The 14,121-nt window shown below is 72.6% G+C and carries 18 protein-coding genes; 8 read left to right on the top strand and 10 right to left on the bottom strand.

Going from position 1 to position 14,121, the window contains the following annotated elements; translation table 11 throughout:
• Window position 1 precedes the first annotated feature (1 nt).
• The 4 genes from LO762_RS19595 to clpS form a co-directional block, all read right to left on the bottom strand.
• Window positions 2-274 carry a MoaD/ThiS family protein gene (locus LO762_RS19595; RefSeq protein WP_230617406.1) on the bottom strand — a complete coding sequence of 91 codons (273 nt, stop codon included), beginning with the start codon at window positions 272-274 and terminating at the stop codon, window positions 2-4.
• Window positions 275-400: 126 nt separating this feature from the next.
• Window positions 401-823 carry a Mov34/MPN/PAD-1 family protein gene (locus LO762_RS19590; protein ID WP_230617118.1) on the bottom strand — a complete coding sequence of 141 codons (423 nt, stop codon included), beginning with the start codon at window positions 821-823 and terminating at the stop codon, window positions 401-403.
• Window positions 824-851: 28 nt separating this feature from the next.
• Window positions 852-1,388 (bottom strand): DUF2017 domain-containing protein, encoded by a 537-nt coding sequence (locus LO762_RS19585; RefSeq protein ID WP_230617117.1) that lies wholly within the window; start codon window positions 1,386-1,388, stop codon window positions 852-854.
• On the bottom strand, window positions 1,389-1,679 hold the full coding sequence (gene clpS, locus LO762_RS19580) for an ATP-dependent Clp protease adapter ClpS (RefSeq protein WP_230617115.1): 291 nt from the start codon (window positions 1,677-1,679) through the stop codon (window positions 1,389-1,391).
• Window positions 1,680-1,751: 72 nt separating this feature from the next.
• On the opposite strand from clpS, the gene LO762_RS19575 reads away from it, so the two are divergent.
• Window positions 1,752-3,047: a nicotinate phosphoribosyltransferase gene (locus LO762_RS19575; protein WP_308104199.1), complete on the top strand. Its 1,296-nt coding sequence runs from the start codon at window positions 1,752-1,754 to the stop codon at window positions 3,045-3,047.
• Window positions 3,048-3,055: 8 nt separating this feature from the next.
• Window positions 3,056-3,631 carry an isochorismatase family protein gene (locus LO762_RS19570; protein WP_230617113.1) on the top strand — a complete coding sequence of 192 codons (576 nt, stop codon included), beginning with the start codon at window positions 3,056-3,058 and terminating at the stop codon, window positions 3,629-3,631.
• 19 nt (window positions 3,632-3,650) lie between these two features.
• On the opposite strand, the gene LO762_RS19565 is transcribed toward LO762_RS19570, so the two are convergent.
• From LO762_RS19565 to LO762_RS19555, 3 genes are all read right to left on the bottom strand, one after another.
• On the bottom strand, window positions 3,651-5,378 hold the full coding sequence (locus LO762_RS19565) for a DEAD/DEAH box helicase (RefSeq protein ID WP_230617402.1): 1,728 nt from the start codon (window positions 5,376-5,378) through the stop codon (window positions 3,651-3,653).
• A gap of 128 nt (window positions 5,379-5,506) precedes the next feature.
• Window positions 5,507-6,187 carry a hypothetical protein gene (locus LO762_RS19560; RefSeq protein WP_230617111.1) on the bottom strand — a complete coding sequence of 227 codons (681 nt, stop codon included), beginning with the start codon at window positions 6,185-6,187 and terminating at the stop codon, window positions 5,507-5,509.
• A gap of 43 nt (window positions 6,188-6,230) precedes the next feature.
• Window positions 6,231-6,656 (bottom strand): hypothetical protein, encoded by a 426-nt coding sequence (locus LO762_RS19555; RefSeq protein ID WP_230617109.1) that lies wholly within the window; start codon window positions 6,654-6,656, stop codon window positions 6,231-6,233.
• Between LO762_RS19555 and LO762_RS19550 the strand changes: the two genes are divergently transcribed.
• From LO762_RS19550 to LO762_RS19535, 4 genes are all read left to right on the top strand, one after another.
• Window positions 6,625-7,053 carry a hypothetical protein gene (locus tag LO762_RS19550; RefSeq protein WP_230617107.1) on the top strand — a complete coding sequence of 143 codons (429 nt, stop codon included), beginning with the start codon at window positions 6,625-6,627 and terminating at the stop codon, window positions 7,051-7,053. The two genes, LO762_RS19555 and LO762_RS19550, sit on opposite strands and share 32 nt — an antisense overlap.
• A 113-nt stretch (window positions 7,054-7,166) precedes the next feature.
• Entirely contained in the window at window positions 7,167-7,742 is a 576-nt protein-coding gene (locus LO762_RS19545; protein ID WP_230617105.1) for a YqgE/AlgH family protein, read from the top strand.
• Between the two features lie 49 nt (window positions 7,743-7,791).
• On the top strand, window positions 7,792-8,028 hold the full coding sequence (locus LO762_RS19540) for a DUF3039 domain-containing protein (protein WP_374201580.1): 237 nt from the start codon (window positions 7,792-7,794) through the stop codon (window positions 8,026-8,028).
• A gap of 70 nt (window positions 8,029-8,098) precedes the next feature.
• Window positions 8,099-9,055, top strand: a complete 957-nt coding sequence (locus LO762_RS19535; protein ID WP_230617101.1) for a zinc metalloprotease — start codon at window positions 8,099-8,101, stop codon at window positions 9,053-9,055.
• Between the two features lie 10 nt (window positions 9,056-9,065).
• Here LO762_RS19535 and LO762_RS19530 read toward each other — a convergent pair whose 3' ends face one another.
• Window positions 9,066-10,478: an NAD-dependent malic enzyme gene (locus LO762_RS19530; RefSeq protein WP_230617099.1), complete on the bottom strand. Its 1,413-nt coding sequence runs from the start codon at window positions 10,476-10,478 to the stop codon at window positions 9,066-9,068.
• A gap of 122 nt (window positions 10,479-10,600) precedes the next feature.
• The gene (locus LO762_RS19525; RefSeq protein ID WP_230617097.1) at window positions 10,601-11,494 is read right to left on the bottom strand and encodes a tetratricopeptide repeat protein; all 894 of its coding nucleotides are present in this window, start codon (window positions 11,492-11,494) and stop codon (window positions 10,601-10,603) included.
• A 229-nt stretch (window positions 11,495-11,723) separates the two neighbouring features.
• Between LO762_RS19525 and LO762_RS19520 the strand changes: the two genes are divergently transcribed.
• Both LO762_RS19520 and LO762_RS19515 read left to right on the top strand, forming a co-directional pair.
• Complete coding sequence (locus LO762_RS19520; protein ID WP_230617095.1) at window positions 11,724-12,473, top strand: ATP-binding cassette domain-containing protein; 750 nt, start codon at window positions 11,724-11,726, stop codon at window positions 12,471-12,473.
• A 6-nt stretch (window positions 12,474-12,479) separates the two neighbouring features.
• Complete coding sequence (locus LO762_RS19515) at window positions 12,480-13,727, top strand: hypothetical protein (RefSeq protein ID WP_230617093.1); 1,248 nt, start codon at window positions 12,480-12,482, stop codon at window positions 13,725-13,727.
• Window positions 13,728-13,741: 14 nt separating this feature from the next.
• On the opposite strand, the gene LO762_RS19510 is transcribed toward LO762_RS19515, so the two are convergent.
• Window positions 13,742-14,044: a DUF3817 domain-containing protein gene (locus LO762_RS19510; protein ID WP_230617091.1), complete on the bottom strand. Its 303-nt coding sequence runs from the start codon at window positions 14,042-14,044 to the stop codon at window positions 13,742-13,744.
• Window positions 14,045-14,121: the final 77 nt, after the last annotated feature.

The following is a 14,121-nucleotide window of genomic DNA, read 5'->3' as shown; positions in this document are numbered from 1 at the left end:
GTCAGCCACCGGCGACGGCGGGCAGCACGGTGACCGTGTCGCCGTCGGACACCTCGGTGCCCAGGCCACCCAGGAAGCGCACGTCCTCGTCGTTCAGGTAGACGTTGACGAATCGGCGCAGACCCTTCTCGTCGACCAGCCGGGCGCGCAGACCGGGGTGCGCGCCGTCCAGGTCGGTGAAGAGCTCGTCCAGCGTGGAGCCCTTGCCTTCGACGGCCTTGGCGCCGCCGGTGAGGTTCCGCAGGATCGTCGGGATCCGGACCTCGATCGCCATCTCTGTGATCTCCATTCACATTTCACACAAAAGTCGTTGTTCCGTCGGGGGCGGGCTCACCGACAGTCGTACACGACCTCGGCACGCGAGTGGGAGAACAGGAAGGTCTGCACCATGACGCCGAGTTTACCCAGCTTCATAAACATCAACGATCCTGACCTCCTCCTCGGTGACGACGCCGTCCACGATCCGGTAGGAACGGAACTCCGTGTCGTCTTCTTCCCGGGTGGACACCAGGACGTAGTGGGCGTTCGGCTCGGACGCGTACGAGATGTCGGTCCTGGACGGGTACGCCTCGGTCGCGGTGTGCGAGTGGTAGATCACGACGGGCTCCTCGTCCCTGTCGTCCATCTCCCGCCACACCTTGAGCTGCTCGATCGAGTCGAACCGGTAGAACGTCGGCGACCGTTCGGCGTTCTCCATGGCCACGAACCGCGCGGGGCGATCAGAGCCGATCGGGCCCGCCACCACACCGCACGCCTCGTCGGGGTGGTCGGCGCGCGCGTGCGCGACGATCTGGTCGACGATCTCGCGGGAAACGGTCAGCATGACCGGCATCGTATCCGGGGGTGCTCCATCAGTCGCCGAAGAGGGTGTGCACGAGGCTGTCCTGGAGTTGGGTGAGCCAGTCGTAGGTGACGTACATCGCGTAGGCGGGGTCGTCCCAGTCGAGTCCGGCGAACCTGTCGTGGCCGTCCTCGGTGATCTCCAGCCGGGTGCCGAGCGCGAGCCGCAGGTCGTTGAGGGCGCGCAGCCAGGAGTGCGCCTGTTCCTGGTCGAGCCTGATGTCGGGGGCCTGGGTGAGGGACTTCAGCACGGTGGCCGCGTCCTTCTCCTTGCCGTCGCGCAGGGACGCCTCGGTGTACCTGCGGAACTCCCCGGACGCCTTGTCGTCCTCGCTGTAGCCGTCGGGGAACAGCCGGGCCAGGACGGGGTCGCTGGGGGGCGTCGTGCTTTCGGAGATCCCCAGTTCGGCGAGGCCGGGATCACCCTTGGGCAGCTCGTCGAACAGCTGGGAGAGCTGGCCCAGCAGGTTCTCGATCACCTGTGCCTCGACCTGCTCCAGCCGCAGGGAGACGCCGCCGCCGGGCCGCCGCCCGAATCCGCCGGCCATCTAGTCGTCCCGCCGCACTGTCGCCCACAGCCCGTAGGAGTGCAGCACCTCCACGTTGCGCTCCATCTCCTCACGGGTACCGGAGTCCACGACGGCCCGGCCCTTGTGGTGAACGTCCATCATCAGCTTCTCGGCCTTCTCCCGGGCGTACCCGAAGACCGTCTGGAAGACATAGGTCACATAGGACATCAGATTGATCGGATCATTCCAGACAATCGTCAGCCAGGGCAGATCGGGCCGGACGTCCTCGTCCGCGTCGGATCTGTCGAGTGCGGCGGGCGCGGTGCTCATCGGATATCCCCTCCCCTCCTACGAACCTACCGGGCGCGAGGTCGGCGCGTCCCCGCCCGTTACGCTGCCGGTGTGAACGTCGGACCGGGCGTGGGCACGGCGCTGCTCACCGATCATTATGAACTGACCATGCTGCAGGCCGCGCTGCGCGACGGCACGGCGGCGCGGCGGTCGGTGTTTGAGGTGTTCGCGCGCAGGCTGCCCCGGGGGCGGCGCTACGGCGTCGTCGCGGGCGTCGGGCGCTTCCTCGACGCGGTGGAGCGGTTCGCCTTCGGCCCCGCCGAGCTGGAGTTCCTCACGTCCTCGGGGGTGGTCGGGGAGGACACCGCCGCCTGGCTCGCCGACTTCCGGTTCTCCGGCGACGTCTGGGGCTACGCCGAGGGCGACTGCTACTTCCCCGACTCGCCGATCCTGCGGGTGGAGGGGTCCTTCGGTGAGGCGGTCGTGCTGGAGACTCTCGCCCTGTCGATCTACAACCACGACTGCGCGATCGCGGCGGCCGCGTCCCGGATGGCGCGGGCGGCGGGCGATCGGCCCTTGATCGAGATGGGTTCCCGGCGCACCCACGAGGCCGCCGCTGTCGCCGCCGCGCGGGCCGCCTACCTGTGCGGGTTCGCTACGACGTCCAACCTGGAGGCGGGGCGTACCTACGGCGTCCCCACGGCCGGGACGGCGGCGCACGCCTTCACCCTGGTCCACGACGACGAGAGGGCGGCGTTCGCCTCCCAGCTCGCCGCCGCCGGGAAGGGCACCACGCTGCTCGTGGACACCTACGACGTGCCTGGCGCCGTCCGCCTCGCGGTGGAGCTGGCCGGGCCGGAACTCGGCGCGATCCGGATCGACAGCGGCGACCTCCGGGTGGTCGCGGAGGCCGCGCGCGCCCAACTGGACGAACTGGGCGCGACGGGCACCCGGATCGTCGTCACCGGCGACCTCGACGAGTACGCGATCGCCGCCCTGGCCGCCGCGCCCGTCGACGGGTACGGCGTCGGCACGTCCCTCGTGACGGGCTCGGGCGCGCCGACCGCGTCCATGGTCTACAAGCTGGTGGCCCGCGAGGACGCCTCAGGAACGCTCCAGCCGGTCGCGAAGGCGTCCCCGGGCAAACCCAGCAGGGGCGGCCGCAAACAGGCGCACAGACGCGTTGAGGGCGGTGTGGCGACGGCCGAGCTCGTCACCCTCTCGGCCGAGGGGCTCGGGCCCGCCGACCGGCCGCTCCAGGTGCCGCTCGTGCGCGGCGGCGAGATCGTCGGCCGGGAACCGCTCACCACGGCGCGCGAGCGCCACCGCGAGGCGCTGGCGGAGCTGCCGCCGCACGCCCTGCACCTGTCCAAGGGCGATCCCGCCCTGCCCACGCTCTTCGGCTAGGAGGCACCATGTCCCGCGCGCTGATCATCGTCGACGTCCAGAACGACTTCTGCGAGGGCGGGTCCCTCGCGGTGGACGGCGGGGCGGGGGTCGCCGCCGCGATCTCCGCGCACGTCGCCGGTCACGCGGGCGACTACGCGCACATCGTGGCGACCCGCGACTTCCACCTCGACCCCGGCGACCACTTCGCCGAGGAGCCCGACTACGCCGCGACGTGGCCGCCGCACTGCGTCATCGGCACCGCCGGCGCCGACTTCCACCCGGCGCTCGCCCTCGGCCCCGTCGAGGCGGTCTTCTCCAAGGGCCGCACGTCGGCCGCCTACAGCGGCTTCGAGGGCGCCACCGACGACGGCACCCCGCTGGGCCCGTGGCTGACCGCACGCGGCGTCACCTCGGTGGACGTCGTAGGCATCGCCACCGACCACTGCGTCCGTGCCACCGCCGTCGACGCCGCCCACGCGGGCCTCGCCACCACCGTCCTCCTCAACCTCACCGCAGGCGTCGCCCCCGACACCACCGACCGCGCCCTCACCCTCATGCGCACCGAGGGCATCACCCTCACCGGCACCCCCGTCGTCCGCTAACCGCCGCCCGGGCCGCCCGTCAGGGGCGGCGGGAGGCCCATTCTCGGATCTTGTTGATGCGGGCCTTGACTTCGGCGGCGGTGGCCTGGGGGATGGCGGGGCCGCCGCAGGACTGGCGGAGTTCGGTGTGCACGACGCCGTGCGGTTTGCCGGTGCGGTGGCTCCAGGCGCCGACGAGGCTGTTCAGCTCGGTGCGCAGCGCGTGCAGGTCCTCCGCCGCCGTGGTCTGCTTCGGGACGGCCGGTTCGCCCCGTTTGCGCTGCGCGGCGAGCTGCTCGTTCTGGCGTTGCCGGAGCAGTGCCGTCACCTGCTCGGGCTCCAGAAGGCCGGGAATGCCCAGGAAGTCCTGTTCCTCCTCGGAGCCGATCTCCGCGCCGAGGCCGAACTCGCCGCCGTCGAACAACACACGGTCAAAGGTGGCGCTCGCCTCCATCGTCTCGAACGGGATCTCCTCCGACAGGTCGGCGCCGTCGTTCTTGCGGTTCGCCCGCTCCAGCGCCTCGTCGTCCAGCCCGTCCTGCTCGCGCGTCCTACGGTCCAGGACGTGGTCGCGCTCGGTCTCCATCTCGGCGGCGTGCCCCATCAGGGTCGGCACGCTCGGCAGGAACACCGACGCCGTCTCGCCGCGCTTGCGCGCCCGGACAAAACGCCCGACCGCCTGGGCGAAGAACAGCGGCGTCGCCGTGGACGTCGCGTAGACCCCGACCGCGAGACGCGGAATGTCCACACCCTCGGAGACCATCCGGACCGCGCACAGCCACCGGTCCTCCGAATCGGCGAACTGCTTGATCTTCTTGCTCGCGTTCGGGTCGTCCGACAGCACGATGGTCGCGCCCTGCCCGGTGATGCCCCGGATCATCTTCGCGTAGGCGCGCGCGGCCTCGTGGTCGGAGGCGATGACCATCGCGCCCGCGTCCGGCATGACCTTGCGGATCTCGGTGAGCCGCTTGTCGGCGGCCGCGATGACCTGCCGGATCCAGTCGCCCTTCGGGTCGAGCGCGGCCCGCCACGCCTGCGACGTCTGGTCCTGCGTCATCGGCTGGCCGAGCGACGCGGCGATCTCGTCGCCCGCCCGGGTGCGCCAGCGCATCTCGCCCGCGTACGCCATGAAGATGACGGGCCTGACGACGCCGTCGGCGAGCGCGGGCCCGTACCCGTAGGTGTAGTCGGCGCGGCTGCGCCGGACGCCGTCAGGCCCCTCCTCGTACTCGACGAACGGGATCGGGTTGATGTCGGTGCGGAACGGGGTGCCCGAAAGCGCGAGCCTGCGGGTGGCGGGCTCGAACGCCTCGCGCACCGCGTCGCCCCACGACAGGCCGTCGCCCGCGTGGTGCACCTCGTCCATGACGATGAGGGTCTTGCGCGCCTCGGTGCGGTTGCGGTGCAGCGCGGGCCGGGCCGCGACCGTCGCGTAGGTGACGGCGACGCCCTGGAAGTCCTTGGCGGTCTTGCCCTGCGCGTTGGTGAACTCGGGGTCGATCTTGATGCCGACGCGGGCCGCCGACTCGGCCCACTGGCGCTTCAGGTGCTCGGTCGGGCAGACCACGGTGATGCCCTGGATGACCCGGCGGTCGAGGAGTTCGCGGGCGAGGCGCAGCGCGAACGTCGTCTTGCCCGCGCCGGGTGTCGCGACGGCGAGGAAGTCGCGCGGGCCGTCCTGGAAGTAGAGCTCCAGCGCCTGCTGCTGCCAGGCGCGCAGCGACCCCGCGGTACCCCACGCGGCCCGTTCGGGGTAGGCGGGCGGCATGTTCGAGGCGGCAAAGGTACTCACGATCCAGAGAGGCTACCGACCCCCACCGACAAACCGCGCCGACTTCGGGAGTGCCGGATCTCACCCCACCCACCCGCACCCCCGCGAACGGACGTCCCGGGCCGTCAGGAGCGGCGGGGGGAGGCGGGCGCGCAGGGCCGGGGCAGGCGGCGCGGCCAGAGGCGGCCGTACCAGAGGAGGAGGCCGCCGGTGAGGAGGGCGGCGGCCCCGGTACGCCCCAGCGCGCCCGTCTCGGCCCCGGTGCGCGGCAGCTCGCTCAGCGGCCCCGCACCGTCCGCCTTGGACGGCCCGCCCTTCCCCGGCGCGTCCTCAGCCCCGCCCTTGGGCGCGCCCGAGTCGGACGGACCCGCTTCCTTGCCCGGAGTGCCTGGGCCGCCTTCCTTGCCAGGCGCGCCGGGGCTCTCGTCGGGCGTGGCGCCCTCGGCGGGCCGTTGCGGCCCCGCGCCCTCGGCGGGGCTCTGTTCGGGGCTCTGCGCGGCGGAGGCGCAGTCGGCGGTCCTGGTGGCGGCGGCGACCTCGGCGCCCTGCGCGTCGCGGACGGAGACGCGCACCGGCACCCCGTCGGCGGTCAGCACAACACGGTTGTCCAGCCGCATGCCGACGCTGATGAACTCGGTGCGCAACACCCTGTCGTCGGCGCGCAGCTCGTAGAACGCGTCGGCCCCGCCGGTGTTGGTGACGGTGACGTCGACGACCCGGCCAGGGCAGCGCACCTCGCCGAATTCGGCATGCAGCGAGCCGGCCGGGCCATCCATGACCACGGCGGCCAGTAGTTCCCCGAGCACCCGGCCTCCCCCAGATCGTGATCATCCGATCACAAGGGGTCGCCTACCCGCGATCGGCGGAACCGAACATCCCCTCCCGGCGGCGCGGCCACAGCCCGCCCCACCACAGGATGATCGCGCCGGTGACGATCGAGGCGGCGCCGGTCGCGAGACGGGCGATGAGGGTGCCGGTGTCCGAGCCGGTCTCGGGCAGCCGCTCGGGCCTGGCGGTGGGCGTCGCCGCGCCCTTCACGCAGTTGAGCTTGTAGCTGCGGCTCTTGACGGTCTCGCCGTCCTGGGTGACCCGCACGATGACCGTCTTGTCCTCGGCGAGGGTGACCTCGCTCGTCCGCGACGCGTTGGCGCCGAGCCGGTCGGCCAGCACGAGTTCGCCGTTGCGGGTGATCGAGTACCCCTGGCTGGCCGCGCCCTCGTTGGTCACCTTGACCGTGACGTCCTTGGCCGGGCAGTCCGTCCTGCCGAACGCCACGGTGAGCCCCGCCGGAGGCGGCGGCGCCGTCGTCTTCGTCGGCGTGGGAGTGGCCGTGGGCGTGGGCGTCGCGGGCGGCGGAGGCGGCGGGTTCTTCGTCGGCGTCTCGGTGGCCGTGGGCGTCGCCGTGGCGCTCGGCGACTCCGGCGGCGGCGAAGCCGAGGACTTGGTGGGCGTCGGCGTGGCCGTCTTGGTGGGCTCCCCCGTCGGGTCACCGGTGGGCGCGTCCGTCGGTGCCTCCTCGGTGGCCGTCGGCGCCGGCGTGCCCGACGCGTTCGAGGAACTGTTGTCGCCGGTGAAAGCCGGGATGACGATCAGGACCCCGATCACAAAGAAGATCGCCGCAATGATCACCCTGACCGGCTGCATCCCCGCGCCTCCCGTAGGCATCACTTGATCGTTTGTTTACCCCCCATTGTGAGGCTTACGCCCGGAATAGGAGTGCCCCTTGGCACGCCCACTGTTGGACCGGCGTGTCCCGGACTTGTGGGACACGAGATGATGGCGGCCATGCACGACGACATCCGGCCAGGACGGCTGCTGGTGGCCACCCCGATGCTGGAGGACCCGAACTTCCGCCGCAGCGTGGTCCTGGTGGTCGACCACGGTCAGGAGGAGGGCACGCTCGGCGTCGTCCTCAACCGGCCGACCGAGGTGGAGGTGGGGCGGATCCTGCCGCCCTGGGCGAACCTGGCCAGCGGTCCGGGCGTGGTGTTCCAGGGCGGGCCGGTCGCGCTCGACAGCGCGCTCGCCCTCGCGCACGTGCCGGGCACCGGCGAGCCGCTCGGCTGGCGCCCGCTGGACGGCATCCCGGCCGTCGCCCGGGTCGGCCTCGTCGATCTGGACAGCCCGCCCGCGCTGCTGGAGGCCAGCGCCGCCCAGTTCCGGGTGTTCGCGGGGTACGCGGGGTGGGGGCGCGGCCAGTTGCGGTCGGAGATCGACGAGGACTCCTGGTTCGTCGTCTCGGCCGAGCCGGGCGACGTCTTCTCCACGGCGCCGGAGGACCTGTGGCGCGCGGTGCTGCGGCGACAGGGCGGCGAGCTCGCCTTCCTCGCGACCTTCCCCGACGATCCGACCCTAAACTGAGGCCATGAGCGAGCCGACTTTCACTCCGGGCCAGGGCGGCACCGGGACCATGATCAAGCCGGATGCCGACGTCCGGCCCGACCTGTCCCACGGTGACGGCGACCACGAGCGCTTCGCGCACTACGTGAAGAAGGCCAAGATCACCGAGAGCGCGTTGACCGGCACCCCGGTCATCGCGCTGTGCGGCAAGGTCTGGGTGCCCAACCGCGACCCGAAGAAGTTCCCGGTCTGTCCGGAATGCAAGGAGATCTACGAGGGCATGTCGCCGGGCAAGCCCGAAGAGTAGCGGGAGTTTCACGCCGCGTCACCGATCCCGATAGTCTGGACGGCCAAGTCGAGACACGTGCGGGGGACGGATGCGGCGGCGCTTTGCGGCCATGCTCACGGTGACGGCGCTGGCCGGGGGCGCGGGCCCCACGGCCGCCCATGCGGTCGGCGGGGCTCCCCCCGCCGCGTCGCCCGAAGACTGCGTGCGCGCCGCGCCCGCGCCCGCCGGGGGGCCGTCCGGCACGCGCCGGGCCCGCGACCTCCACGACCACGCGCCCGAGCAGGTCCGCGCGATGCTGACGGACCTGCTGTTCCGCACGCCCTTCGCGCGGCCGAACCGGCCGAACGCCACACGGGTGACGGTGCCCGTGGCGTTCCACGTCCTGGCCCCCGACGGCACCGGGACGGGCCGCCCCAGCACCGCCATGATCAACGCGCAGATCCGGGTCCTGAACGACGCCTACGGCGGGGTGCGCGGCGGCGCCGACACCGGGTTCCGGTTCCGCCTCGCGTCGGTCGACACGACGGTGAACGCCGCGTGGTTCCGCGACCCGATCGGCCACGAGAACTCCTACAAGCCGCAGTTGCGCGACGGCGGCCCCGGCACCCTCAACCTGTACAGCGCGGACGTCGGCCAGGCCGTCCTCGGCTACGCCACGTTCCCGCAGCACGTGAAGGACAGGCCGCAGCTCGACGGTGTGGTGATCGACCACCGCAGCATGCCGCACGGCACCTACACCAACTACGACCTCGGGTTCACCGCGGTGCACGAGGTCGGGCACTGGCTCGGCCTGTTCCACACGTTCGAGAACGGCTGCACCGCGCCGGGCGACGGCGTCGCCGACACCCCCGACCAGGCGACGCCCTCGGACGGCTGCCCGACGGGCAAGGACACCTGCGTCACGCCGGGCGTGGACGCGATCCACAACTACATGGACTACAGCCACGACTCGTGCATGACGGAGTTCACGCGTGGCCAGGCCGACCGCGTCCGCCGCTCCTGGACGGCCTACCGCGCCGGTGGCGGCGCCGCCTCGGCCCGCTAGCCTCGGCCCGCTAACCCAGGGGTTCCTCGACGGGGTGGAGGTGCCCGCCCGCCGCGTCCCGCACGGCGGCGGCGACGGCCGTCGTCACGTCCGGGTGGAACACGCTCGGCACGATGTAGTTCGGGCCGAGTTCCGCGTCGGTGACGACGGTGGCCAGCGCGCGGGCGGCGGCCACCAGCATGTCCGGGGTGACGCCGGTGGCGCCCGCGTCCAGCAGGCCGCGGAACACGCCGGGGAAGGCCAGCACGTTGTTGATCTGGTTCGGGTAGTCGCTGCGGCCGGTGGCGACGACGGCGGCGTGCTCGCGCGCCGCGTCCGGGCTGACCTCGGGCTCGGGGTTGGCGAGCGCGAACACGATGGCGTCCGAGGCCATCGCGGCGATGTCGTCGCCGGTGAGGATGCCGGGGGCCGACACGCCGACGAACACGTCGGCGCCCTTCACCGCGCCCCTGAGGTCGCCGTCGTAGCCGTCCTCGTTGGTGTGCTCGGCGATCCAGCGCAGCGACTCGTCGAGGTCGGCACGGCCCCGGTGGACCGCTCCGTGCATGTCGCAGACGATGACGTCGCGCGCGCCCGCGTGCATCAGCAGCTTGAGGATCGCGCTGCCCGCGGCGCCCGCGCCCGCCATCGCGATCCGGACCTGTCCGAGGTCCTTGCGCACGACCCGCAGCGCGTTGGTGAGGGCCGCGAGCACGCAGATCGCGGTGCCGTGCTGGTCGTCGTGGAAGACGGGGATGTCGAGCAGCTCACGCAGCCGCGCCTCGATCTCGAAGCAGCGCGGCGCGGAGATGTCCTCGAGGTTGATGCCGCCGAAGCCGGGCGCGATGCACTGGACGATCCTGACGATCTCGTCCGGGTCCTGGGTGTCCAGGCAGATCGGCCAGGCGTCGATCCCGGCGAACCGCTTGAACAGCGCCGCCTTGCCCTCCATGACGGGCATCGCGGCCTCGGGACCGAGGTTGCCGAGGCCGAGCACCGCCGACCCGTCGGTGACGACGGCGACGCTGTTGCGCTTGATCGTCAGGCGGCGGGCGTCCTCCTTGTTGCGGGCGATCGCCAGCGAGACCCGCGCCACGCCCGGCGTGTACGCCATCGAGAGTTCCTCGCGGTTGCGCAGCGGCACCTTGGACTTCATCTCGATCTTGCCGCCGAGGTGCATGAGGAAGGTGCGGTCGGAGACCTTGTGCACCCGGACGCCCTCGATGCTCTCGATCACCCCGACGATCGCCTCGGCGTGTTCGGTGTCCCGGGTGGCGATGGTCACGTCGATGCCGAGCATGTCGGTGGCCGCGGTGTTCACGTCGAGCGCGGTGACGACGCCGCCCGCGTGCTCCACGTGGTGGGTGATCCCGCTGACGGCCCTGCCGCCCGCGGGGACCTCCAACCGGACCGTGATCGAATACGACACGCTGGGCGCGCCCACTTGGAACTCCTCATGCCAGAGAAAAGAACGTGCCCTGACACGCCTTCTGACACATCAGGGCTCATCTGAGGATACGCCGTCCGAGCCAAGCGATGTCAGCGCTCGCAAAAATTGCGAAAATTTCAGAACAGTGCCGCTTGCAGCGCCCTGCGCGCCTTTGCTACGCGCGGGTCGTCCGCGGGGAGCGTCTCGAAGAGCAGGAGCAGGTGCAGCCGTACCGCGTTGCGGTCGTCGCCCGAGGTCGCGCGCACCTGGGCGATCAGCCTGTCGAACGCGCCCTCCACGTCGCCCTGGAGCAGTTGGACGTCGGCGGCCGCGAGCGGATCGGTGCCCACCCGCTCCTGGTCGTAGCCCTTGACTCGGATCGTCAACTCGGTAAGAGCGAGCCGTCGCTTGGCCACCTCGTCGCGCGGGTCGGCGGCGAGCACCTCGCGGAACGCCTCGGCGGCGATCTCGAAGTCGCCGCGCCCGAGCGCCTCCTCGGCGGCGGCGTGCGCCGGGTCCAGCGGAGGCTGCCCGCCCTCGGCCTCCTCCGGCGGCAGGTCGCCCATCAGGCCCTGCTCCTTGAGCGCGGCGAACAGCTCGCCGACGGCGGCGCGCAGCTCGGCCTCGGGCGGCACGCTGTTCAGGAAGGGCATCATCTGGCCCTGGACGACGACGCCGACGAACGGGAGCCGCTGCACCCGCATCTGCTGGAGGTAGCCCTGGAGCTGCTGGTTGACCTCGATGTCCACCCGGGCCAGCAGCCAACTGCCGGCGCCCTCGGCCACCAGCTTCTCCAGGTCGCCCACCAGCGCGTCGCACGAGGGTTCCTTGTCCACGATGAAGGCGACCATCACCGGGACGCGCATGGAACGCTCGACGACGTCGGAGCCGAACGTCGCGTCCGTCACGTCGAACACGTACTGGCCGCCCGCTCCCGCGGGCCGCTCGGCGCGCTCCTGCTGCCTCTTGGCCGCGGCCGCGCGGGCACCCAGATCGACGGCGCCGTGCAGGGAGAAATCACGCTTCTGCATGGGTCCATCCTGCCTCATCCGCGGGGGATACCGAACGCGGCGGCGCGGGCACGGCGCACAGTGGACATCGCGGCGAGTGACCAAAAGACTGCTGACAGCGATACCAAAGGGCCGTTATAGTTCCGCTGTCGATGCGTGATGCCACGGCAAAAGGCCCGGCCGCCTGGGGAGAGCGCCGGAATGGGCCTGAAGGCACACGTGTCGCCGACGACTCAGGGGGATACACAAAGTGATCGTGGAGACATCCGCGATCGTGGCGAAGGGACTGGGCGTCCGCCGTGGGGGACGGTGGGTGCTGCGGCCGGTCTCGTTCGGCCTGCCACAGGGCGCGGTCGGGATCGTGGGCCCGGCCGGCTCCGGCACGTCGGACCTGCTCGCCACGCTCGCGACACTGCGCAGGCCGCACACCGGCCGGCTAGAGGTGCTGGGCCACGACGCCGGGGCCCGCGCCGGGCTGCGGCTGCTGCGCTCCCGCATCGGGTTCCTGCCCGCCTCCTCGCCCTGGGCGGCGAGTTCCTCGGTGCGCGACTTCGTCTCCTACGCCGCCTACTACCAGCGCCGTCCGCCCACGTCCGTCGCGCGGGTGCTCGGCATGCTCGACCTCGACGACGTCGCGGGCTGGCCGCTCAGCAGCCTGCCGCCCGATCTGCGGGTGCGCGCCGGGCTCGCCGCCGCGTGTGTGCACGAACCGGACATCGCCTTCCTCGACCATCCGCTCACCGGCCTGTCGGACACGGCGGCCGCCGAACTCGGCGCCCTGATCGCGGCGGCCGCGCCGACGGTCGTCGTCACCTCGGCCGAGACGGGCCCGCTGACCTCGTGGTGCGACAGCGTGCTCGTGCTGCACCACTGCAGCCTGACCCCCGCCGACCGGGCTCCGGTGCCGTGCCCGCCGCCGGGGCCCGCGGCGCTCGCGGCCGAGCGCCGCGCCGTCCCGTCCGGGGCCGCGCGCGGCCAGACCCCGCTCCCCTGCGGCTGACGCGGCGTGAGTGACCTGGCGCGGGCGGTACGGCCCGCACGGATAGCGCGCGTCGCCCGGGTCATGCGGGTGGACGCGCGGCGCTGGTCGCTGTTGGTGGCGCTGCCGGTGCTCGCGGGGCTCGGCGCGGTCGCGGGCTGGCGGGCGCTGCCGGTCGGCTTCCACGACTGGGACGGCACGGTGCGCGCGGCCGAGGCGTCGGTCCGGTGGGCGGGGCCCGCCGCCGCCGCGCTGGCCGCGTGGACGGGCGTGCGCGGTAGGCGCCTGGACTACCTGCGCGCGCTGGCCGCCCGCTCTCCTGCCGCCGCGCCGCTGCACGATCTCGCCCTGCTCGTCGCGGTGGCGCTGCTCGCCCATCTGGCGGGTTGGGCGCTGCTGGCCGGGCCGGTGCTGCGCGAGGGCGGCTTCGGCGCGGCGCAGGCGGCGGGCGTCGCGGCCGGGTCGACCGCGACGGCGCTGGTGGTGGTGGCCGGGTATCTGGCGGGTCGGATCTGGCCGCACACCCTGGTTGTGGCGGCCGCGGCGGCGGCCGCGTGGGCGTGGGGCGCGTTCCGCCCGTCGGACGCGTGGGCGCTGCTGCCGCCCGCCCGGCTCGCGCCCGTCGACCCGTTCGAGGACCTGCTGCCGGGGGTGCCCGCCGCGCAGGCGGGCTGGGCGGCGGGCCTGGCGGTCGCGCTGGTCCTGGGCTACACCGCGTGGATCACCCGGCGGCCCCGGCTGCTCGTGCCGGTGGGCCTGGCGCTGGGCGGCGTGCTGGGCTGCACGGCGTGGCTGGAGGCGGCGGGCGGCACGGTGACGGCGCCGTCCACGCCGGAGTACGTGTGCCGTGAGTGGCCGGTGAGCGTGTGCGTCCATCCGGCGCTGCGCGACGCGCTGCCGACGCTCGGCGCGGCGGTCGCGCCGCTGGCCACCCGGCTGGCCGGGACGCCGGGCGCGATCCGCCGGATCGAGCAGATCCCGGGCCGGGAGCCGATGCGGGTCGGCCGGGGCGTCGTCGGGTTCCACCTGGCCGACCTGACGCCGGGGTACGAGCGGCGGGCCGTCCGGGAGATCGGCGCGGCGCTGGGCGGCTGCGCGGCGGGCGCGAGCACGGGCTACCAGGAGCAGGTCGTGTCCTGGCTGCTGGACGAGCCGATGCCGGCCCGTCCCATCACCCCGTTCGCACACTGGGCCGAAAGCCAGCGCCGCGAGTGGTTCGCCCGGAACTACCGGTTCTTCCGGGCGTGCGAGCTGAGCCGCGCCCACTTCATGTGAGCGGGAGCGCGGGCTCAGCCCTGCGCGGCGGCCGGTGCGGCGGGCTCCTTGATCCAGTGCTTCTCGACGAAGAAGGGCGCGACGGGCAGCACCGCGGCGACCAGCGCGAGGAACGCGCGGCCGAGGCTCCAGCCCAGGTCGCGGAAGGTCAGCGCGACGAGCGCGACGTAGGCGAGGAACAGCCCGCCGTGCGCGGCGCCGACGACCGACACCGCGAGCGGCTGGTCGGCGAGGTACTTGAGCGGCATCGCCACGAGCAGAAGCAGCAGGAACGACGTGGCCTCGGCGAGCGAGACGTAACGGAAGGCTCGGATCACGTCATCCAAGGTAAGGCCATGATCACAAGAAGGTCATCCGACCCCCTGCATGAGCGGGCTCCGGTGGGGAAGTCTTT

Origin of the sequence: Actinocorallia sp. API 0066 (genome assembly GCF_020991275.1) — a bacterium.
Lineage (GTDB): Bacteria > Actinomycetota > Actinomycetes > Streptosporangiales > Streptosporangiaceae > Actinocorallia.
The sequence above is the reverse complement of the archived record's forward strand: the minus strand, read 5'-3'. Positions and strand labels throughout refer to the sequence as shown.